The sequence below is a fragment of the Streptomyces sp. VRA16 Mangrove soil genome (assembly GCF_017377775.1).
In the GTDB taxonomy this organism is placed as follows: Bacteria; Actinomycetota; Actinomycetes; order Streptomycetales; family Streptomycetaceae; genus Streptomyces.
Genome location: NZ_JAFVLN010000015.1, coordinates 227732 through 249208 on the forward strand (window position 1 = coordinate 227732; position 21477 = coordinate 249208).

General features: G+C 70.3%; 17 protein-coding genes. 9 read left to right on the top strand and 8 right to left on the bottom strand.

What is annotated here, in order from left to right; all coding sequences use genetic code 11:
* Positions 1–57: 57 nt before the first annotated feature.
* Positions 58–2172, top strand: a complete 2115-nt coding sequence (locus J3486_RS33015; protein ID WP_207827074.1) for a serine/threonine-protein kinase — start codon at positions 58–60, stop codon at positions 2170–2172.
* A 136-nt stretch (positions 2173–2308) separates the two neighbouring features.
* Here the strand turns inward: J3486_RS33015 and J3486_RS33020 are convergent, their stop codons facing one another.
* The 5 genes from J3486_RS33020 to eccCa form a co-directional block, all read right to left on the bottom strand.
* Positions 2309–2557 (bottom strand): chaplin, encoded by a 249-nt coding sequence (locus J3486_RS33020; protein WP_207827076.1) that lies wholly within the window; start codon positions 2555–2557, stop codon positions 2309–2311.
* Between the two features lie 155 nt (positions 2558–2712).
* Positions 2713–3807, bottom strand: coding sequence for an adenosine deaminase (locus tag J3486_RS33025; protein WP_207827078.1), 1095 nt, complete (start codon positions 3805–3807; stop codon positions 2713–2715).
* 76 nt (positions 3808–3883) lie between these two features.
* Positions 3884–4612 (bottom strand): GntR family transcriptional regulator, encoded by a 729-nt coding sequence (locus tag J3486_RS33030; RefSeq protein ID WP_207827080.1) that lies wholly within the window; start codon positions 4610–4612, stop codon positions 3884–3886.
* A 278-nt stretch (positions 4613–4890) separates the two neighbouring features.
* A complete protein-coding gene (locus tag J3486_RS33035; protein ID WP_207827083.1) occupies positions 4891–5199 on the bottom strand; it encodes a DUF397 domain-containing protein in 309 nt (102 codons plus the stop codon).
* A 208-nt stretch (positions 5200–5407) separates the two neighbouring features.
* Complete coding sequence (gene eccCa, locus J3486_RS33040; protein WP_207827085.1) at positions 5408–9379, bottom strand: type VII secretion protein EccCa; 3972 nt, start codon at positions 9377–9379, stop codon at positions 5408–5410.
* Between the two features lie 346 nt (positions 9380–9725).
* Here eccCa and eccD point away from each other — a divergent pair, with 346 nt between their 5' ends.
* The 6 genes from eccD to J3486_RS33070 all read left to right on the top strand — a co-directional run bounded on the left by eccD (position 9726) and on the right by J3486_RS33070 (position 16876).
* Positions 9726–11258 carry a type VII secretion integral membrane protein EccD gene (gene eccD, locus J3486_RS33045; protein ID WP_207827088.1) on the top strand — a complete coding sequence of 511 codons (1533 nt, stop codon included), beginning with the start codon at positions 9726–9728 and terminating at the stop codon, positions 11256–11258.
* 194 nt (positions 11259–11452) lie between these two features.
* Positions 11453–11740, top strand: coding sequence for a 30S ribosomal protein S15 (rpsO, locus tag J3486_RS33050; protein WP_207827097.1), 288 nt, complete (start codon positions 11453–11455; stop codon positions 11738–11740).
* 301 nt (positions 11741–12041) lie between these two features.
* On the top strand, positions 12042–14255 hold the full coding sequence (locus J3486_RS33055) for a polyribonucleotide nucleotidyltransferase (RefSeq protein WP_207827099.1): 2214 nt from the start codon (positions 12042–12044) through the stop codon (positions 14253–14255).
* Positions 14252–15628: a pitrilysin family protein gene (locus J3486_RS33060; RefSeq protein WP_207827101.1), complete on the top strand. Its 1377-nt coding sequence runs from the start codon at positions 14252–14254 to the stop codon at positions 15626–15628. Before J3486_RS33055 ends, J3486_RS33060 begins: the two co-directional genes overlap by 4 nt.
* Before the next feature lie 30 nt (positions 15629–15658).
* Positions 15659–16414: a 4-hydroxy-tetrahydrodipicolinate reductase gene (gene dapB / locus J3486_RS33065; RefSeq protein WP_207827104.1), complete on the top strand. Its 756-nt coding sequence runs from the start codon at positions 15659–15661 to the stop codon at positions 16412–16414.
* Positions 16415–16423: 9 nt separating this feature from the next.
* A complete protein-coding gene (locus tag J3486_RS33070; protein ID WP_207827106.1) occupies positions 16424–16876 on the top strand; it encodes a hypothetical protein in 453 nt (150 codons plus the stop codon).
* A 77-nt stretch (positions 16877–16953) separates the two neighbouring features.
* Here J3486_RS33070 and J3486_RS33075 read toward each other — a convergent pair whose 3' ends face one another.
* Both J3486_RS33075 and J3486_RS33080 read right to left on the bottom strand, forming a co-directional pair.
* Entirely contained in the window at positions 16954–17508 is a 555-nt protein-coding gene (locus tag J3486_RS33075; RefSeq protein WP_207827108.1) for a hypothetical protein, read from the bottom strand.
* 146 nt (positions 17509–17654) lie between these two features.
* A complete protein-coding gene (locus J3486_RS33080) occupies positions 17655–17894 on the bottom strand; it encodes a hypothetical protein (protein ID WP_207827110.1) in 240 nt (79 codons plus the stop codon).
* A gap of 406 nt (positions 17895–18300) precedes the next feature.
* Here J3486_RS33080 and dapA point away from each other — a divergent pair, with 406 nt between their 5' ends.
* Positions 18301–19200: a 4-hydroxy-tetrahydrodipicolinate synthase gene (dapA, locus tag J3486_RS33085; protein ID WP_207827112.1), complete on the top strand. Its 900-nt coding sequence runs from the start codon at positions 18301–18303 to the stop codon at positions 19198–19200.
* Positions 19201–19348: 148 nt separating this feature from the next.
* Positions 19349–21034 carry a ribonuclease J gene (locus J3486_RS33090; RefSeq protein WP_207827114.1) on the top strand — a complete coding sequence of 562 codons (1686 nt, stop codon included), beginning with the start codon at positions 19349–19351 and terminating at the stop codon, positions 21032–21034.
* 112 nt (positions 21035–21146) lie between these two features.
* Here the strand turns inward: J3486_RS33090 and J3486_RS33095 are convergent.
* Positions 21147–21477, bottom strand: a 331-nt coding sequence (locus J3486_RS33095) for a hypothetical protein (protein ID WP_207827116.1), incomplete at its 5' end; no start/stop codon positions are given.

Genomic DNA, 21477 nt, shown 5'->3' on the forward strand with positions numbered 1-21477 from the left:
GTCCGCCCCTCGGCGCAGAGCAAGAACCCCGACGTCCCAGAGCAGAGAGCCCCGACCATGAAACCCCTCGGCACCGGCGACCCCCTCCGCCTCGGCCCGTACCGCGTTCTCGGCGTGCTCGGGGAGGGCGGCATGGGCAAGGTGTACGTCGGCCAGGACGGCGCGGGAACGCTCGCCGCCGTCAAGGTGCTCAAGCCCGAACTGGCCCACGACACGCACCTCGCCCAGCGGTTCGTGCGCGAGGCGCAGGCCGCGCAAGCCGTACGCAGCAAGGGAGTTGCGAACGTGCTCGGCGCGTGGACCGAGGGCGGCAGGCCGTGGATCGCGACCGAGTTCCTCGCCGGACTCACCCTGGACCAGGCCGTCGAGGCGCACGGCCCGCTCGACGGGACGGCGGTCCGCGCGCTGGCTGCCTCGCTCGCCGCCACCCTCGCCGACATCCACGCCGCCGGTTTCGTCCACCGCGACCTCAAGCCGCCGAACATCGTGCTGACGTCGACGGGCCCCCGGGTCATCGACTTCGGCATCGCCCGTCCCGAACACGGCCTCACCCTCACCACCACCGGCCAGGTGCCGGTCACCCCCGGCTACGGGGCGCCCGAACAGGTCCTCGGGCAGCGGGTGGCACCGTCCGCCGACGTGTTCTCGCTGGGTGCCGTCCTGGTCTACGCGGCCACGGGGCAGCGGGCCTTCGACGGCGGGCACGTCGCGGCGGTCCAGTACGAAGTCGTGCACGGTGAGCCCCGGCTCGACGCCGTACCGGAGCCGTTGCGGCAGCTCATCGGCCCGTGTCTGGCGAAGGACCCGGCGCGGCGCCCCGTGCCCGCGCAGATCGCCCAGGCGTTCGCACCGCCCAGGAACGCCGATCGTGCCTGGACGCGCGGCGGTCTCGCCGGCGCCATCAAGGAGCGGGAGACCGGCGCCCAGCGGCTCGTCACCACGCGGGTCTCCGGTGAGCGGCAGATGACGTCCGTGCCCCGTCGACGGCTGCTCACCACGCTCGCCGTCGGCGGCACGGTCCTCGCGGCGGGCGGCGGCACGACCGCCTGGTGGTTCGGGCGCGGCGGGCCGCCGCGGCGCAGCGACCCCTTCGACATCCCGGCGGCGGTCGGCACCCCGGTGGCGAAGACGGACGCGGCTCCCAGCCGGAAGGAGGGGCTCACCGCCGAGCAGCGCGGCGGCCCCCGGACGCTGTGGACCACCCCGGGAGCGGACGCCGCCTCGCGTGAACTGCTGCCCGTGCGCGACGTCCTCGTCTTCGGCATGGCCGCCGGGGGCATCGCGGCGTACGGGGTGCAGCGGGGTACGCACCGGTGGAGCGCGCCCGACGTCCGTACCGAGAGCGGTTACGTCTCGCTGTCCGACCGGCTGGTCGCGGCCGCCGACGCGCACGGCACCGTGCACACCTTCGTCCCCGCCACCGGCGAGGCCAAGTGGACCTGCGCGGCCGCCGACGCGCAGACATTGCTCGCCGCCGACCACACCGCCCTGTACCTCGTCACCTGGGGCGGCAGGCTGCGGGCGGTCCGACGGGCGGACGCGAAGGTGGCATGGACGGCGGACGTCGCCGCGTCGTACCGCGGCACACTGCGCGGGCCCGCCACCGTCGCCGGAGGGATGCTGCTCGTCCCGACCTCGCAGGGCGACCTTCTCGCGGTGAGCACCGCTGACGGCCGTACGCGGTGGACGCACGCGGGCACCGACGAGACGGTGCTGCGGCCCGCGGTCTCGGGCGGCACGGTCTACATCAACGGCGGCTCGCTGACCGCGCGGCGCCTGAGCGACGGCAAGCAGCTCTGGGCCCACAAGCTCGACAGCTACTCGGCCCAGGACGGCGGTTACGGTCCGCCGTCCGTGATGGCCGACGTCCTGTACGCCAACGCCGGTTCCTTCACCCACTGCTGGGAACTGGCGAAGGGGGAGGAGCTGTTCATGGCGGGCGAGGAAGTCGACTGGGACAGCCCCGTTCTCACCCAGGGACACGGCCTTTGGTCCTGCTACGAGGACGACGACTCCGACACCGGTCTGAAGGTGACGGCGATGTGGGCCCGCGACGGCGTGGCGGGCTGGGAGCGGACCATGCTCCGGCCGCACTACTACCGGCTGGCCGCCGCGGGGAACCGGGTCTTCCTCCAGCTCGACGATTCGGTCCTGGCGCTGAGCGTGTTCTGAGGGTCTCCTGAGCGGTGGCGGCTGGGAGAGCGATGCCGGTCGCGACCGCGGCCCCTGCCGACGCCTCCCGCATCACTACGGAAGCCCCCGCCCAGGAGCCGCGATGCCATCGAAGCCGAAGCCGAAGCCGAAGCCGTCAGCCGTTGACGCAGGTGTTGCCCACGGCCGGGTTCAACAGCCCGATCACGTTGATGCTGTTGCCGCAGGCGTTGAGGCCCAGGTCGACGGGGACCTGGATGACGTTGCCCGACAGGACGCCGGGGGAGCCGACCGCGGCGCCCTGGGCTCCCGCGCCGCCGTGGTCGTGGGCGACGGCCGCGCCCGCGCTGCCCAGCACACCGCCGGCCACCAGGAACGCCGCCACGACCGCGGTACGGATCTTCATGCTGTACTCCCCTCGACTGCGGGCGGCGTCCACGTGGCCGCCCGTCCGCCGACACACCTGCCACCGGGCGCGGGCGTTCAGTCGCCGGGACGCCGGGTCCGCCGGCAAACCATCCCAGGGGGTTCGGGCGCGGCGCCCGCGGTTGACGGACGGGGTCAGACCCGGCCCGCCAGTTCGTCGTACGCCGGATCGATGACCTCGTCGAGGAGCCGGACGCGCTCCGGGAGCGGCAGGAAGGCGGCCTCGACCGCGGCCCGGGTGAAGTCGTACAGGACCTCGGGGCCGTAGCCGAACGCCTCGTGCAGATGTTGGAACTCAGCCGAGAGCGTCGTGCCGGACACCGTACGGTTGTCCGTGTTGAGCGTGATCGTGAAGCCCAGACGGCGCAGCTCGTCGATCGGGTGCGTCTTGTAGTGCTCCGCGATGCCGGTCTGCAGGTTGGAGGTCGGGCAGACCTCCAGCGGGACCCGGTTGTCGCGGACGTACGCGGCGAGGTCGCCGAGCGTCGCGGTGCCGTCGGCGGCGAAGGTGATGTCCTCGATGATCCGCACGCCGTGGCCGAGCCGCTCCGTGCCGCACACCTGCAGCGCCTCGTGCACCGACTCGGGGCCGACGGCCTCGCCCGCGTGGATCGTGTAGTGGCAGTTGGCCTGCTTGAGGAGCTGGAAGGCGGCCAGGTGACGGGCGGGCGGGTTGCCTATCTCGCCGCCCGCGATGTCGAACCCGGCGACGCCCTTGTCCCGGTGGCGCACCGTGAGCTCGGCGATCTCCGTCGAGCGGTCGGTGTGCCGCATGCCGGTGAGCAGAACGCGCACCGTGATCGCGCCGCCGGCGCGGCGCTCGCCCTCGCGCAGGCCCGCGTTGACGGCGTCCACGACCTGGTCGAGGGTGAGGCCGCGCTCCTGGTGCTGCTCGGGGGCGTAGCGCACCTCGGCGTACACGACGCCGTCGGCGGCCAGGTCCTCGGCGCACTCGGCGGCGACGCGGAACAGCTGCTCCTCGGTCTGCATCACCGCGCAGGTGTGGGCGAAGGTGGTGAGGTAGCGCTCCAGCGAACCGGAGTCGGCGGCCTCCCGGAACCACGCGGCCAGCTCGGCGGGGTCCTCCGTGGGCAGCCCCTGGTAACCGGACTCACGGGCCAGCTCGATGATCGTCGAGGGGCGCAGACCGCCGTCGAGGTGGTCGTGGAGAGCGACCTTGGGGGCGCGGCGGATCCAGTCGGCCACGGCGATGTTGTCAGACAAGTGCATGCGGCGAGAGTGTACGGGTGCGGGCGCGCGTGTGGTGCCGGAGGTCGCGAACGTCACAGTCGGCGCAGCGGAACCGTCACAGCGTCTGCAGCACGGGCAGGGCCGAGGAGCCCGTCGGCAGCGTGTACTTCGCCGCCATGACCGGCACGTCGCCGATCCGCACCGACTGGATGACCAGCAGCGCCGCGGTGTCCGCGGGCCGCCCCAGCTGTTCGCCGCGGCGCCGCCCGAGCAGCGTCGCCGACAGGGCGCTGTGCCCGGTCAGGGGGAGCCCCCGCGAGACTCCGGTCAGACAGGACAGCATGGTGCCCGGAGCCGGTTCGGCGAGGGCCTGCGCGAACGCGGGGTGTGCGCCGGCCAGCACCTCGGCGGGCGCCGCCCACTCCTGGGTGTGCACCGCCGACGGCCCCTCACCGGTCAACATCGACTCCCAGAAGGCGAGTTGGGCGCCCGCCGAGGTGAGCAGCTGCTGTGTGGTGAAGTCGGTCGGCTCCTCGACGGTCCGCACCAGCGGGGTCACCCGCACCGGCCCGAGCAGATCCTCCAGGGGCCGCAGCCGCTCGAAGCCGCGGCGCGGCGGGCGCGTGGCCACCGTGCGGCCCACTCCCCGCCGTACGTTCAGCAAACCGTCCTCCTGGAGCAGCAGCAGGGCCTCGCGCAGCGCGGGCCGGCTGACACCCAGCTCGGCCGCGAGCCGGGGCTCGGACGGGAGGACGGAGCCCGGCGGATACGTGCCCGCCTGCACGGCGTCGACGATCCGCTCGTAGAGCACGACCACCGGACGGCGCTGCTCGCTGGATCCCACGGCTCCTCCTCGGCTCACGTGCCAGCACCGTAAGGAGATCGGAGACCAGGAGGCAAATCACCTGTCTGACAACCTCGGCCGTCCGGGCCACGGGCTGCCATTACGAACGACGGACGACGGACGACGAACGACGGACGACGGACGACGAACGACGGACGACGGACGACGGACGGCGAACGACGGATGGCGGACGGCGAACGACGAACGGCGAACGGCGAACGGCGAACGGCGAACGACGAAGGGCGACGGGTGACAGGCGACAGCCGACGGCCGACGGGCTAAGCCTCCGCGCCGCCGTTGTGCGGCGCCGGCTCCAGGTCGAACTCGCCGTCGCGCGCGCCCAGCACGAACGCCGTCCACTCCGCCTCGGTGTACCGCAGCACCGTCTCCGGCTCCAGCGACGAACGCATCGCCACCGCGCCCGCCGGCAGATAGGCGATCTCCACCCGCTCCTCGTGCTGCTCGGTGCCCGGGGCGCTGTGCCATTCGACGCCGGAGATGTCGAGCGCGTACAACTCGTCCTTCTCGCGCTCCTTGCGGGCCTTCATCTCCTCCGGGCTCTCCTGCGGCTGCTGAGCTTCGGTCATGGCGGGCGGCCCCTCTTCCGGCGTACCAACGAACTGTCGGGTCAGCCTACTTGGCACGGCCCGCTCCCCGGGCGGCCGCCGGAAGATACGCCCGCAGGAGGGAGCGCGGGGGCTCGCAGGCACGCGAGGGGGGGCTCGCAGGCACGCGAGAGGGGGCCGCACCCGACGGGTGCGGCCCCCTCCCGACCACCCGTACGGGCAGGCGGGCTCAGTCCTCCAGGCCGACCTGGATCAGCGGCTTGCCCCGCTTGCGCGAGACGAACACGCCACGGCCCGGCGGCATCGGCCGCGGGCGGACCCCGCCGAGCAGATCGCCCTCGGTCGGATCACCGGCGAGCACGACACCCTGCGCGCCGAGCTCCTTCATGCGCTGCATGAAGGCCTCGTAGCCGGAGCGCCCGGCACCGGCGGTGGAGCGCGCGATGATGAAGCGCACGCCCACGTCCCGCGCGAACGGCAGCAGTTCGGTGATCCCGGCCAGCGGGTTGCCGGACGACGTCGACACCAGGTCGTAGTCGTCGATGATCACGTACACCGTCGGACCCCGCCACCAGCTGCGGTCGCGCAGCTGCTGAGCCGTGACGTCCGCCGTCGGCGTGCGGCGCTGCATCAGGTCGGCCAGCGCGGCCATGTGGTGGTCCATCTGGTTCGACATCGGGATGTACTCGGCGAGATGGGTCGCCGGGGTGACATCGAGCAGCGAACGCCGGTTGTCGACGACGAACATCTTGCAGGAGTCGCCGTCGTAGCGCCGGGTGAGCTGCCGGATGAGCAGCTTCAGCATGTTCGACTTGCCGGACTCGCTCTCGCCGAAGATCAGGAAGAACGGGTCCTGGTCGAAGTCCACGAACACCGGCTCGAGGTTGTCCTCGTCCAGGCCGAACGCGATACCGCGGTCCGGGAACCGGTCGCCCGGCGGCAGCTGACGCGCCGCGAACTCGCGCGGCAGCAGCCGCACCTCGGGCGCGCCGGGCGCCGTCCAGTGCCGGGTGACCTCCGCCGACAGCGCGGCGGTGGCCTCCGCCAGATCGGTGTCGGACGACAGACCGTCGATGCGCGGGACGGCCGCCATGAAGTGCTGCTTCTGCGGGGTCTGACCGCGACCGGGCACGCCCGTCGGCACGTTGGCCGCGACCTTGCGGTCGAACTCGGAGTCCATCGTGTCGCCGAGCCGCAGCTCCAGGCGGTTCATGAGGTGGTCCTTCATGTTGGCCCGGACCTCCATGGACCGCGACGCCGTCACGATCACGTGGATGCCGTAACCGAGACCACGGGCCGCGATGTCGAGGACCAGCGGCTCCAACCCCTCGTAGTCGCTGCGGAAGTTGCCCCAGCCGTCGATGACCAGGAACACGTCGCCCCACGGCTGGTCGGTCATCGAGATGTCGCCCCGCGCGCGGCGGTTGCGGAAGTCGGCGATCGACGCGATGCCCGCGGTGCGGAAGTACTCCTCGCGGCGGGTCAGCACGCCGTAGACCTCGGCGGTCGTCCGGCGCACCTTCTCCGGGTCGAGACGCGAGGCCACGCCACCCACGTGCGGCAGACCGGCCACGGCGGCCATACCGCCACCACCGAAGTCGAGCCCGTAGAACTGCACTTCCTGCGGTGTGTGCGTGAGCGCGAACGACGCGATGATCGAGCGCAGCAGCGTCGACTTGCCGGACTGCGGACCACCCAGGATCTGCATGTGGCCGGCCGCGCCGCCGAAGTCGATCCACAGCGGGTCGCGCCGCTGCTCGTACGGCTTGTCGACGAGACCGACCGGGATGACGAGACGCCCCGCGCCCTCGTACCCGGGCTGGGTGAGCCCGCGCCCCTGCACGGGAGTGAGCCCCGGCAGCAGCGAGTCCAGCGACGGCGGGCTGTCCAGCGGCGGCAGCCACACCTGGTGGGCCGCCGGACCCTGCGCCTCCAAGCGCCGCACGATGACGTCGAGCACGGTGTCCGCGAGCGCGTCGTCCTTCTCGTCGGGCTGCGGCTGCTCCTCGCGCTGCTGCGGTACGGGCACGTACTGCACCGGCACCTCGGCCGCGGTGAACAGCACCGGCCGCCGGTCCACCGGAAGCGGCCCGCCCGGGGTCGCGACCCGCGTCGAGCCGCCCGAGCGGTAGACACCGGAGACGTACGCGGCCTTGAAGCGGACCATCTCGTCGGTGCCGAACTTCAGGAAGCCGGAACCCGGCACGTTCGGCAGCTCGTACGCGTCCGGGACACCGAGCGCGGCCCGCGACTCGGCGGCCGAGAAGGTCCGCAGACCGATCCGGTAGGACAGATACGTCTCAAGACCCCTGAGCCGGCCCTCTTCGAGGCGCTGCGAGGCGAGCAGCAGATGCACACCGAGCGAACGGCCGATACGGCCGATCTGCACGAACATCTCGATGAAGTCCGGCTTCGCCGTCAACAGTTCGGAGAACTCGTCGATCACGAGGACGAGTGACGGGATCGGCTGCAGCGGGGCACCGGCCGCGCGCGCCTTCTCGTAGTCGTGGATGTTCGCGTAGTTGCCCGCGTCGCGGAGCATCTCCTGGCGGCGGTTGAGCTCGCCGCGGATCGAGTCACCCATGCGGTCGACGAGGGTGAGGTCGTCCGCGAGGTTGGTGATCACGGCCGCGACGTGCGGCATCTGGGCCATGCCCGCGAAGGTGGCACCACCCTTGAAGTCCGCGAGGACGAAGTTCAGCGTCTCCGACGAGTGCGTCACCGCGAGGCCGAGCACCAGGGTGCGCAGCAGCTCCGACTTGCCGGAACCGGTGGCGCCGACGCACAGACCGTGCGGGCCCATGCCCTCCTGGGCGGCTTCCTTCAGGTCGAGCATCACGGGCCGGCCGTCGTCACCGACACCGATCGGCACGCGCAGCCGTTCGGCCTGCGAGCGCGGGCGCCAGGTCCGCTTGGTGTCGACGGTGGCCGCGTCGCCCAGGTTCATCAGATCGGTGAACTCCAGGTTCGCGAGCAGCGGCTCGTCGTCGCTGTCGCCGCCCGAGGCCATGCGCAGCGGGGCGAGCTGCCGGGCCAGCGCGTCGGCGCCCGCATAGGAGAGGACGTCCGGCGTGCCCTCGTAGACCATGCCGTGCGCCGACTCCAGGCGCAGCGTCTTCGGTCCGACGACGATCGAGAGGTCACCGCGGCCGACCGACAGGTCACCGGGGACGACCTCCAGGACGGTCACCCCCTGCAGGCCCTCGGGGCTGGCGAAGATCGAGGTCGGGGGCAGGGAGACCCCGTCGAGCACGATCACCAGGTGCGGCTGCTCGGGGACCGGCGCACCCCCGGGGTGGAAGCGCGGGCGCCCCTCCAGACGGGGCGCGAGCAGGTCCTCCAGCTCCACCGGGTTCGTCGTGATCAGGCGGCGGCTGCCCGCGCCGTCGGTCTGTCCGGGCACCTGGTTGTGCGGCAGCCACTTCGCCCACTCCCACTCGGCCACGCTCTGGCGGCCCGCGGCGACGGCGATGACCAGGTCCTCGGGGGAGTGCAGGGAGGCGAGCGAGGCGGCGACGGCCCGCGCGGTGCCGCGCACGGTCGTCGGCTCACCGCTCACGGACACGTGGTAGAAGGCGCGCAGCGAGACCGCCATCGGCAGGTCCTCAAGGGCGCTGTGCGTCGCCAGGAAACGCTGCATGGCGCCCGCGGTCAGCGGCTCCAGCTCGTCGACGGGCGCGGTCTGCGGCGGGATCAGGGGAGTGGCCAGGCCCTGCGGACCGAGCCCCACCCGCACCTGCCCGAAGTCCTCGTCACCGGTGCGCCGCTCCCACACCCGGCTGCCCTCGGCGACCAGCGCCCACAGTTGCTCCGGCGAAGGGTGCAGGTAGTACTGCGCGTCGCGCTGCTTCCTCGCCGTGCCCAGGGCGTCGCGCCGGGTCTGCGACAGATAGCGCAGATAGTCGCGGCGCATGTCCGCCATCTGCCCCTGGTTGCCACGGCGGTAGCGGACCAGCATCGCGATGCCCATCGCGACCGTCGACGCCACCATCACCATGCCCATGATCTTCATGAAGGGCTGGGCCGAGGGGTTGAAGAAGAACACCACCGATCCACCCATGCCGAGCATGGGCAGGATCTGCATCAGGGCGCCCTCCTGCTGCCCCCGCGGCAGCTCCGGCGGAGGCTGCAGCACCACCTCTTCGGTGGGCACCTCGGACGGCAGTGCCCGAGGTGGGCGCTTGACGACGATGTGGCTCACTTGGCACCAATTCCCTTGCCGGACCGGCTTTTCCGTCCGCCGCCCCGTGTCAGGCGGACGTCGATCGCGGTTCGCGATCCTACTGACAACCGCCGACAACGGCGGGCGGTAGGGTGCCGGAGGTACGCGTGAGCAGTTGCGAATCGGCCCGGTAAAAACGGGCAATCCCGCACGGTTCGGAATCCGCGCCTCCCCCGGAAACCGGGTGGATCGGCGCTTGTGAACGGCCTTCAGGAGCGCGCGACTCAACGTGCACAGGATCTTTACAGCGAGATCCAGGGATCCTTTCGAGAGAACAGACCGAGTCTTCGGGTCTTCGGGAAAAAAGGGGGAACAGCAGGTGAGCATGACGGCCTCCGCGCCGGCCGGCCGCACCGGCGGATCGGGTACCGGAGCCCCTGCCGGGGCGGGCACGGGGCTCGGCTTCTGCCGCGTCACCATCGTCGCGCCCGACAGCCGCATCGACGTGGCCCTGCCCGACGACGTACCGGTCGCCGACCTGTACCCCGAGATCCTGCGGCTCTCCCAGCAGAGCCCGGCCGAGGGCGCCCCGGTCGGCTACCACCTTGTACGCCGTGACGGCACGGTCCTCGACAGCGCCCGCTCGTTCGCCGCGCAGCGCATCCTGGACGGCGAGCTGCTCACGCTGCGCCCGTTCTCCGAGTCGCTGCCGCCGGCCGTCTACGACGACGTGTCCGAGGCCGTGGCCTCCGCCGTCACCAAGGACCGCACCCTGTGGAGCGGCGACCTCACGCGCGCGGCCGGTCTTGTGGCCGGTGGCATCCTGCCCGCGCTGATCGCGTTCGTGGCGTGGAACTCCCAGTTCACGACCCTGCAACTGCGCCACGACATGAACAGCCTCCAGGGCATCATCGCGGGCGTCGCGGGTGTCCTGCTGGTCGCCATCGCGTGCATCCGCGCGCGGGTCTACGACGACCGCGGCTCGGCCGTCGCGCTCGGCCTCGGTGCCCTGCCGAACGTCGCGGTGGCCGGCTCCGGCCTGCTGCCCCTCTCCGAGGGGCAGGGCATCGGCCGGCTCCAGTTCCTGCTGGCCTGCGCGGCCGTCCTGGTCGCCTCCGTGGTGCTCACCCTGGTCTCGCCGGGCGGAGACGGCCCGTTCGTGGCGTTCGTCTTCGCCTCGTTCATCGGCCTCGTCGTCACCTTCATCGCGATCCTCACGCACCTGGAACCCATCGAGACGGCCGCCGTCTGCGCCCCGCTCGCGGTCAGCGCCCTCGCCTTCCTGCCGGGCCTGTCCATGCGCTTCGCGCGGCTGCCCATCGGCTTCGAGCCGCCGAACCAGGGGCGCGCGGGCTACGACACCTCGCTCGACCCGGCCGGCCCGCACGAGCCCGTCGACGCGGAGCGCGTCGCCGCCCAGGCCCGCCGCGGCCACGAGCTGCTCGTCGGTCTCGTCGGCGGCTGCGCCCTGGTCGCCGTGGGCGCGTCGATCGTGCTCGGGTTCTCCACGGACGTCTGGGCGCAGCTGCTCGCCCTGGCCACCGGCATCGCGATGCTGATGCGCGCGCACCTGTTCCGCTACACGGCGCAGGTGGGCGCCACCCTCGCCGCCGGCCTGGCCGCGCTCGTCTTCCTGGGCCTCGGCCTCGCGCTGCACCCGCCGCTCACCTACGTCATCGAAGCGGTGCGCAACCAGGACTCCACGTCGCTCGACATCCGTACCGTCTGGATCGTCGCCGCCATCGGCGCGGCCGCCGCCCTGGTCACCTCGATCGGCCTGATCACTCCGCGTCGCGGCGTCACCCCGTTCTGGGGCCGCTTCCTGGAGATCGCCGAGACGTTCGTCCTGCTCACGCTGATCCCGCTGGCCCTCGCGGTCTTCGACGTGTACGCGTCGGCGCGGGCGATGACCAGCTGACGACCGCCCGACGAAGGCCCTTGTCGGGGGCGCCCCCGACGGCTGGTAGGCTGTGTAACGGCCGTTTGTGTACGCGCCCCCGGCATCTGCTGGGGACAGCGCCCAGCGAGCCCCGCCTCCCGAGTTACGGAAGCTCCCCTGAGAAGTGGACCAGGGGCACTCGGTGGCCACGAAGAACACTACGAGGAGTACGCGTGCCGCTCGACGCCGCTACGAAGAAGCAGATCATCAGCGAGTTCGGCCAGAAGGAGGGCGACACCGGCTCCCCCGAGGTCCAGGTCGCCATGCTGTCCCGCCGCATCTCGGACCTGACCGAGCACCTCAAGACCCACAAGCACGACCACCACTCCCGTCGTGGTCTGCTGATCCTGGTCGGTCAGCGTCGCCGTCTGCTGCAGTACCTGGCCAAGAAGGACATCCAGCGCTTCCGCGCGCTGGTCGAGCGCCTCGGCATCCGCCGTGGTGCGGCCGGCGCCCGCTAAGACGCTGCGAAGGGAGCGGTTCCCGTATCCGGGGGCCGCTCCTTTGCTGTACGTGCGCACTGTCACCCTCGCTTTGTAGTCTGGTGACGTACGACCACGCTCGACCCACGTACGACGAGGAGAAGCGCACCCCCGCCGCCGCCGGTCCTCGGTAGTGGCCCCCGGAGACGCAAGAGGATCCCCGGGTGCTTCGATCGAAGACCGGCCCGCACACAAGGCGCGCTCCTCCGTTCCGTCCGACTGCCACACGGGCAGATACGGACAAAAGACGAAACAGACGAAAGTAACGGAGAAAACGCTAGTGGAGAACGAGACCCACTACGCCGAGGCCGTCATCGACAACGGCTCCTTCGGCACCCGCACCATCCGCTTTGAGACGGGCCGCCTCGCCCGCCAGGCCGCCGGCTCCGCCGTCGCCTACCTCGACGACGACACCATGGTGCTCTCGGCCACCTCGGCCTCGAAGAACCCCAAGGACAACCTCGACTTCTTCCCCCTCACGGTGGACGTCGAGGAGCGGCAGTACGCCGCCGGCAAGATCCCCGGCAGCTTCTTCCGCCGTGAGGGCCGCCCCTCCGAGGACGCGATCCTCACCTGCCGCCTGATCGACCGCCCGCTGCGCCCGTCCTTCAAGAAGGGCCTGCGCAACGAGATCCAGGTCGTCGCCACGGTCATGGCCCTCAACCCCGACCACCTGTACGACGTCGTGGCGATCAACGCCGCGTCCGCGTCCACGCAGCTGGCCGGTCTGCCCTTCTCCGGCCCGGTCGGCGGCGTCCGCGTCGCGCTGATCAACGGCCAGTGGGTCGCGTTCCCGACGCACACCGAGCTCGAGGACGCCGTCTTCGACATGGTCGTCGCCGGTCGCGTCCTGGAGGACGGCGACGTCGCGATCATGATGGTCGAGGCCGAGGCCACCGAGAAGACCGTGCAGCTCGTCAAGGACGGCGCCGAGGCCCCGACCGAGGAGGTCGTCGCCGCCGGTCTCGAGGCCGCGAAGCCCTTCATCAAGGTCCTGTGCAAGGCCCAGGCCGACCTCGCCGCGAAGGCCGCGAAGCCGACCGCCGAGTTCCCGATCTTCCTGGACTACCAGGACGACGTGCTCGAGGCCCTGACGGCCGCCGTCAAGACCGAGCTCTCCGCCGCCCTCACCATCCCGGGCAAGCAGGACCGCGAGGCCGAGCTGGACCGCGTCAAGGGTCTGGCCGCCGAGAAGCTCCTCCCGGAGTTCGAGGGCCGCGAGAAGGAGATCTCCGCCGCGTACCGTTCGCTGACCAAGTCCCTGGTCCGCGAGCGCGTCATCAAGGAGAAGAAGCGCATCGACGGCCGCGGTGTCACCGACATCCGCACCCTGGCCGCCGAGGTCGAGGCCATCCCGCGCGTGCACGGCTCCGCCCTGTTCGAGCGTGGCGAGACCCAGATCCTGGGCGTCACCACGCTGAACATGCTGCGCATGGAGCAGCAGCTGGACACCCTCTCCCCGGTGACCCGCAAGCGCTACATGCACAACTACAACTTCCCGCCGTACTCCGTCGGTGAGACGGGCCGCGTGGGCTCCCCGAAGCGCCGCGAGATCGGCCACGGCGCGCTCGCCGAGCGCGCGATCGTGCCGGTCCTGCCGTCGCGCGAAGAGTTCCCCTACGCGATCCGCCAGGTCTCCGAGGCCCTCGGTTCCAACGGCTCCACGTCGATGGGCTCCGTCTGCGCCTCCACCATGTCGCTGCTGAACGCCGGTGTGCCGCTGAAGGCCCCCGTCGCCGGTATCGCCATGGGTCTGATCTCCCAGGAGATCAAGGGCGAGACGCACTACGTCGCCCTCACCGACATCCTCGGTGCCGAGGACGCGTTCGGTGACATGGACTTCAAGGTCGCCGGTACCAAGGAGTTCGTGACCGCCCTCCAGCTGGACACGAAGCTCGACGGCATCCCGGCCTCCGTCCTGGCCGCCGCCCTCAAGCAGGCCCGCGACGCCCGCCTCCACATCCTCGACGTGATGATGGAAGCGATCGACGTCCCGGACGAGATGTCCCCGAACGCGCCGCGGATCATCACGGTCAAGATCCCGGTCGACAAGATCGGTGAGGTCATCGGCCCGAAGGGCAAGATGATCAACCAGATCCAGGAGGACACCGGCGCCGACATCACGATCGAGGACGACGGCACCATCTACATCGGTGCCGCCCAGGGCTCGCAGGCCGAGGCCGCCCGCGCCACGATCAACGGCATCGCCAACCCGACCATGCCGGAGGTCGGCGAGCGCTACCTGGGCACCGTCGTGAAGACGACGACCTTCGGTGCGTTCGTCTCCCTCATGCCGGGCAAGGACGGTCTGCTGCACATCTCGCAGATCCGCAAGCTCGCCGGCGGCAAGCGCGTGGAGAACGTCGAGGACGTCCTCGGTGTGGGCCAGAAGGTCCAGGTCGAGATCGCCGAGATCGACTCCCGCGGCAAGCTCTCCCTCGTCCCCGTGATCGAGGGCGAGGACGACGACAAGAAGGACGACGCCGACAAGTGACGTCCCGTAGCACCACGACGACGGCCCGCACCTCTTCGGAGGGGCGGGCCGTCGCCCGTACCCAAACCCTGATCAAGGGCGAGAACGGCATCGGCACGGTCCGCAGGACCACCCTCCCCGGCGGCCTGCGCATCGTCACCGAGACCCTGCCCTCCGTCCGCTCGGCGACCTTCGGCATCTGGGCCCACGTGGGCTCGCGCGACGAGACTCCGACGCTGAACGGCGCGACGCACTACCTGGAGCACCTGCTCTTCAAGGGCACGAAGAAGCGCAGCGCACTGGACATCTCCGCCGCCATCGACGCGGTCGGCGGCGAGATGAACGCGTTCACGGCCAAGGAGTACACGTGCTACTACGCGCGCGTGCTCGACACCGATCTGCCGCTTGCGATAGACGTCGTCTGCGACATGCTGACCGGCTCGCTCATCGAGGAGGAGGACGTCGACGCGGAGCGCGGCGTGATCCTCGAAGAGATCGCGATGACCGAGGACGACCCGGGCGACTGCGTGCACGACCTGTTCGCGCACACGATGCTCGGCGACACCCCGCTGGGCCGCCCGGTCCTCGGCACGGTCGACACGATCAACGCCCTGAGCCGCAACCAGATCGCGCGCTTCTACAAGAAGCACTACGACCCCACCCACCTGGTCGTGGCCGCGGCGGGCAACGTGGACCACAACAAGGTCGTACGCCAGGTCCGCGCCGCCTTCGAGCGTGCGGGCGCCCTCACCGGTGCCGCCACCCCGATGGGCCCGCGCACCGGCCACAGGACCCTGCGCGCCGCCGGCCGCATGGAACTGCTCGGGCGCAAGACCGAGCAGGCCCACGTCATCCTCGGCATGCCGGGCCTGGCCCGCACCGACGACCGCCGCTGGGCCATGGGCGTCCTCAACACGGCGCTCGGCGGCGGCATGTCCTCGCGCCTCTTCCAGGAGGTCCGCGAGAAGCGCGGTCTGGCCTACAGCGTGTACTCGTACACCTCGTCGTTCGCCGACTGCGGCCTGTTCGGCGTGTACGCGGGCTGCCGCCCGAACCAGGTGCACGACGTCCTGAAGATCTGCCGCGACGAGCTCGACCAGGTCGCGCAGCACGGTCTGACGGACGACGAGATCGCCCGCGCCGTCGGCCAGCTGAAGGGCTCCACGGTCCTCGGCCTGGAGGACACCGGAGCGCTCATGAACCGCATCGGCAAGAGCGAGCTGTGCTGGGGCGAGCAGATGTCGGTCGACGACATGCTGGCCCGCATCTCCGAGGTGACCCCGGACGAGGTGCGCCAGGTGGCCCGCGAGATCCTGGGACAGCGTCCCTCCCTGTCGGTGATGGGCCCGCTCAAGGACAAGCAGGCGGCACGCCTCCACGAAGCGGTCGCGTAACAACCTTTCGGCGCAAGGAAACGGAAGAACATGAGCAAGCTGCGCGTGGCGGTCCTCGGGGCCAAGGGCCGGATCGGCTCCGAGGCGGTCCGTGCCGTCGAGGCCGCCGAGGACCTGGAGCTGGTCGCGGCCCTCGGCCGCGGCGACAAGCTGGACACGCTGGTCGAGTCCGGCGCCCAGGTGGTCGTCGAGCTGACGACCCCCGACTCCGTGATGGAGAACCTGGAGTTCGCCGTCGGCCACGGCATGCACGCGGTCGTCGGCACCACGGGCTGGACCGAGGACCGTCTCACGCAGCTTGAGCAGTGGCTCGCCGCCTCCCCCGGGACCGGCGTGCTCATCGCGCCCAACTTCTCCATCGGCGCCGTCCTGACCATGAAGTTCGCCGAGGTGGCGGCCCCGTACTTCGAGTCCGTCGAGGTCATCGAGCTGCACCACCCGAAGAAGGTCGACGCCCCTTCGGGGACGGCTTCGCGCACGGCCCAGCTGATCGCGGCGGCCCGCGCGAAGGCGGGCAGCGCCCCGGCGCCGGACGCCACGCAGACCGCGCTCGACGGCGCCCGCGGCGCGGACGTCGACGGCGTCCCGGTCCACTCGGTCCGGCTGCGCGGCCTCCTGGCCCACCAGGAGGTCCTCCTCGGCGCCGAGGGCGAGACCCTCACCATCCGCCACGACTCGCTGCACCACAGCAGCTTCATGCCGGGCATCCTCCTGGGCGCCCGCAAGGTCGTGACGGCCCCGGGCCTGACCTTCGGTCTGGAACACTTCCTCGACCTGAACGGCTGACCCGCACCGATGCGCGCGAAAATCACGTACGCGATCACCGCGGCGGTCCTGGTCGTCTACTTCGTCCTGGCCGGCGACCGCGGCATCATGCTCATCCAGCAGGGCACGCTGCTCACGATCACCTTCGGGGTCGCGGTGCTGATCCTGCCGGTGATCGGCATCTGGTTCCTGTGGGCGAACACCCAGTTCGTCCGCAAGGCCAACCGGCTGGCCGAACTCCTGGAGGCGGAGGGCGGCCTGCCCGTCGACGAACTCCGCCGCGACGGCTACGGCCGCATCGACCGCGACTCCGCCGACGAGGTCTTCGCCAAGCGCAAGGCCGAGACGGAGGACGCACCGGGGGACTGGCGCTGCTGGTTCCGCCTCGCGGTCGCCTACCGCGACGCCCGCGACACCCCGCGCGCCCGCAAGGCGATGCAGCGCGCGATCGCCCTGCACGAGGGCCGTTCCGTACAGGTCTGAACCGCGTACGACGATGGGCCCGCCCGGATCACCCGGGCGGGCCCATCGTCGTACTCAAGCCCGTACGGGCGTCGTGCTCAGGCGTGCGGACGGTACTCCTCGGCCCACACCTCGACACTGTCCGAGGCCCGGTCGAACGCCGTCGACCGCCCGAGGAAGTCCGCACTGTGACTGGTGAGCAGAGTCGTCTGCTCACCCTGCCGGTCCCGTCGTACGAGGACCAGGGCCTGCCCCTGCACCGTGCGGGGCAGCCCCAGCCAGCGCACGGGCTGCTGCACCGTACGCGCGGTCACGACCTGGTTCCAGGCCGTCGTCCGGGTCTGGAAGAAGCCGACGTACCGCAGCCCGCGGGCGCTCACCCAGGTGCCCATCCGCAGCAGCCGCAGCGCCGCCGCGATGATCAGCACCGCGAGCGCGCCGCACACACCGGCGGCCGAGACATCCCCGGCCGCCGCGATGATGACCGCCGCGAACAGGACGTACGACGACAGCAGCAACAGCAGGGCGGCCGTGCCCACCCGGTACGGTCCCGGGCGGTACGGACGGCGCCACTGGTCCCGGTCGTCGAAGGGCAGCGCGGTGTCCGCGGCCTCGTCGAATGCACGGTCGGCCGTCAGGAAGGGCAGGGGCACGACGGGTCCTCACTCGATCCACGCTGGTCTTGGGCTGTGCCCGGTGAGGCTACCGACGCAGGTCCCGGCCTTCCACCCCAGGGGGTCCGGAAGGGTCAGAGCGCGCCAAGAGCACGTGACGGCCCGTCAGTGCCCGTCAGCATCCTTCAGCGTCCGTCGGATGCTTCCGACTGCTGCACATGCTGCGTGGACTGATCGGCGGACAGCGCCGGCATCCCGAACAACAGGGACCCGACGATGCCGGCCACGACGGTCAGCCCGATCAACGTACGACCGGCCATCTGACCGACAGAGGGACGCTCGCGCTGCGGCGGCGTGACGTTACTGCGGAACTTGTCGGCTTCGGCGATGAAGGCGAAGGGAACGGGCTCGCGCCGACGGAACATGGGTGCTGCTTCTCCTCAAGAGGTTCGAACGAAGTGTGTTCATCTACACAGACGCACGAGTGCCCCAAAGGGTGCCCTGTTTCGCCAAATTCACTGAAGTTTTTTCCTGTTCGGTGCGGAACAGGGTGAAGCCGGGTGAAAGCCGCACTGCTCGCGGTCCGCGTCCCGTGGCGGCCCTGGCCCACCGCCGACGTCCCTGCCCCGACCTGCGGCTCGGGGCACAGATGTACGGGCAGTCAGCCGAAGTGTCCGTATTGCGGCATTTCGTAAAGTTCATCTAGCCTGATCAAACGGACCCGGCACTGCTTGAACCCCCGAGCAGGCAGTGCCGGGCTCCATCTTTGTTGTGACTTGTCGCATCCCCCGAGGGGGGACCCGGTGCTGAGCAGCGAGTAGCGTGTTACCCATGGCTCCGACCTCGACTCCGCAGACCCCCTTCGGGAGGGTCCTCACCGCCATGGTCACGCCCTTCGCGGCGGACGGCGCACTCGACCTCGACGGCGCGCAGCGACTCGCCGCCCACCTGGTGGACGCAGGCAACGACGGCCTGATCGTCAACGGCACCACCGGCGAGTCCCCGACCACCGGCGACGCGGAGAAATCGGATCTCGTACGAGCCATCGTCGAAGCGGTCGGAGACCGTGCCCATGTCGTCGCGGGTGTCGGTACGAACGACACCCGCCACAGCATCGAGCTCGCCCGCGAGGCCCAGAAGGCCGGCGCCCACGGCCTGCTCACGGTCACGCCGTACTACAACAAGCCCCCGCAGGAGGGTCTCCTGCGGCACTTCACGGCGATCGCCGACGCAACCGAACTCCCCGTGATGCTCTACGACATCCCGGGCCGCAGCGGCGTACCGATCAACACGGAGACGATCGTCCGGCTCGCCGAGCACCCGCGCATCGTCGCCAACAAGGACGCCAAGGGCGACCTCGGCCGCGCCTCCTGGGCCATCGCCCGCTCCGGCCTGGCCTGGTACTCCGGCGACGACATGCTGAACCTGCCGCTCCTCTCGGTCGGCGCGTGCGGCTTCGTCTCGGTGGTCGGCCACGTGGTCGCCCCCGAACTGCGCGCCATGCTCGACGCGTACGTCTCGGGTGACGTGCACAAGGCGACGGAGATCCACCAGAAGCTGCTCCCGGTGTTCACGGGCATGTTCCGTACCCAGGGCGTCATCACGACGAAGGCGGCGCTGGCCCTTCAGGGCCTGCCCGCCGGACCCCTTCGCCTGCCCCTGGTCGAGCTCACCGCCGAGGAAACCGCTCAGCTCAAGATCGATCTTGCCGCCGGCGGGGTACAGCTCTAACCACAGACTTGGCAAAGCTCCACAACTGAATCAACAGAAAAAGCAGAACCAACAGCAAGACCCCGAGCATCACCACAACTGCTACTGCACGAACGTCACGCGCGCCACGTGCCCACAGGTACGTGGCGCGTGTGGTGAGGAGAGTCTTTTGAGTCATCCGCATCCTGAACTCGGCGCCCCGCCGAAGCTCCCGAAGGGCGGCCTGCGCGTCACCCCGCTGGGCGGCCTCGGTGAGATCGGGCGCAACATGACCGTCTTCGAATTCGACGGCCGTCTGCTGATCGTCGACTGCGGAGTGCTCTTCCCCGAGGAGGAGCAGCCCGGAATCGACCTGATCCTGCCGGACTTCTCGTCCATCAGGGACCGCCTCGACGACATCGAGGGCATCGTCCTGACGCATGGCCACGAGGACCACATCGGCGGCGTCCCGTATCTCCTCCGCGAGAAGCCGGACATTCCCCTGATCGGCTCCAAGCTGACCCTCGCGCTGATCGAGGCGAAGCTCCAGGAGCACCGCATCCGCCCGTACACGCTCGAGGTGGCCGAGGGCGACCGCGAGCGCCTGGGCCCCTTCGACTGCGAGTTCGTAGCGGTCAACCACTCCATCCCGGACGCGTTGGCCGTCGCCATCCGCACCCCGGCCGGCATGGTGGTCCACACCGGCGACTTCAAGATGGACCAGCTCCCGCTGGACCGCCGGCTCACGGACCTGCCGACGTTCGCGCGGCTGGGTGAAGAGGGTATGGACCTTCTTCTCTCCGACTCGACGAACGCCGAGGTCCCTGGCTTCGTCCCGCCCGAGCGCGACATCTCGAACGTGATCCGTGGGGTCTTCGCGAGCGCCCAGAAGCGCATCATCGTCGCGTCCTTCGCCAGCCACGTGCACCGCATCCAGCAGATCCTGGACGCCGCGCACGAGTACGGCCGCCGGGTCGCCTTCGTCGGCCGCTCGATGGTCCGCAACATGGGCATCGCCCGTGACCTCGGCTACCTGAAGGTTCCCGCCGGTCTGGTCGTCGACGTCAAGACCCTCGACGACCTGCCCGACAGCGAGGTCGTCCTGGTCTGTACGGGCTCCCAGGGCGAGCCGATGGCGGCCCTGTCCCGCATGGCCAACCGCGACCACCAGATCCGGATCGTCTCCGGCGACACGGTGATCCTGGCGTCGTCGCTCATCCCCGGCAACGAGAACGCGGTCTACCGCGTGATCAACGGCCTGACCCGCTGGGGTGCCAACGTCGTCCACAAGGGCAACGCCAAGGTGCACGTCTCGGGCCACGCGTCCGCGGGCGAGCTTTTGTACTTCTACAACATCTGCAAGCCCAAGAACCTGATGCCGGTCCACGGCGAATGGCGCCACCTGCGCGCCAACGCCGAGCTGGGCGCCCTCACCGGCGTCCCGCACGACCGCATCGTGATCGCCGAGGACGGCGTCGTCGTCGACCTGGTCGACGGCAAGGCCAAGATCGTGGGCAAGGTTCAGGCGGGTTACGTCTATGTGGACGGCCTCTCCGTCGGCGACGTCGGCGAGCCGGCCCTGAAGGACCGCAAGATCCTCGGCGACGAAGGCATCATCTCGGTCTTCGTGGTCGTCGACTCCAGCACCGGCAAGATCACGGCCGGCCCGCACGTCCAGGCCCGAGGCTCCGGCATCGAGGACTCGGCGTTCAGCGCGGTCATGCCGAAGATCACCGATGTTCTGGAGAAGTCGGCCCAGGACGGCGTCGTCGAGCCCCACCAGCTGCAGCAGCTCATCCGCCGCACGCTGGGCAAGTGGGTCTCGGACACCTACCGCCGCCGCCCGATGATCCTCCCGGTCGTCGTCGAGGTCTGACGCACGTCGGCAGTACGTAGGGAGCGGGGCGCCTCGATTTGCATCGGGGCGCCCCGCTCCAGTACGTTTACGTCTCCGCCTGAGGGGAACCCGGCGCACTTACGTGCCCGGTTCAAGTCCCCGAGAGGGGCGGGAAATCCGACTCAGAATCTCTGATAAAGTCGGAACCGCCGAAAGGCAAAGGCCCTCCAACGGCCACCAGAAATGAAATCCGAACCGGGAACGGAACGGAAAAAGGATCTGGTAAGGTTGGAAACACGAAAGACCGAAGGGAAGCGCCCGGAGGAAAGCCCGAGAGGGTGAGTACAAAGGAAGCGTCCGTTCCTTGAGAACTCAACAGCGTGCCAAAAATCAACGCCAGATATGTTGATACCCCGTCCCCGGCCATCAGGTCGAGGATGAGGTTCCTTTGAAAAAGTCCTTCTCCTTCACCAGGGGAAGGC

What these genes read in the sequence shown, in the direction of transcription:
- J3486_RS33015 (WP_207827074.1), top strand. Translation starts at nt 58, where the DNA reads ATGAAACCCCTCGGCACCGGCGACCCCCTCCGCCTCGGCCCGTACCGC.
- dapB (WP_207827104.1), top strand. Translation starts at nt 15,659, where the DNA reads ATGAGCAAGCTGCGCGTGGCGGTCCTCGGGGCCAAGGGCCGGATCGGC.
- J3486_RS33070 (WP_207827106.1), top strand. Translation starts at nt 16,424, where the DNA reads ATGCGCGCGAAAATCACGTACGCGATCACCGCGGCGGTCCTGGTCGTC.
- J3486_RS33020 (WP_207827076.1), bottom strand. Translation starts at nt 2,557, where the DNA reads ATGAAGATCCGTACCGCGGTCGTGGCGGCGTTCCTGGTGGCCGGCGGT.
- J3486_RS33025 (WP_207827078.1), bottom strand. Translation starts at nt 3,807, where the DNA reads ATGCACTTGTCTGACAACATCGCCGTGGCCGACTGGATCCGCCGCGCC.
- dapA (WP_207827112.1), top strand. Translation starts at nt 18,301, where the DNA reads ATGGCTCCGACCTCGACTCCGCAGACCCCCTTCGGGAGGGTCCTCACC.
- eccD (WP_207827088.1), top strand. Translation starts at nt 9,726, where the DNA reads ATGACGGCCTCCGCGCCGGCCGGCCGCACCGGCGGATCGGGTACCGGA.
- J3486_RS33035 (WP_207827083.1), bottom strand. Translation starts at nt 5,199, where the DNA reads ATGACCGAAGCTCAGCAGCCGCAGGAGAGCCCGGAGGAGATGAAGGCC.
- J3486_RS33080 (WP_207827110.1), bottom strand. Translation starts at nt 17,894, where the DNA reads ATGTTCCGTCGGCGCGAGCCCGTTCCCTTCGCCTTCATCGCCGAAGCC.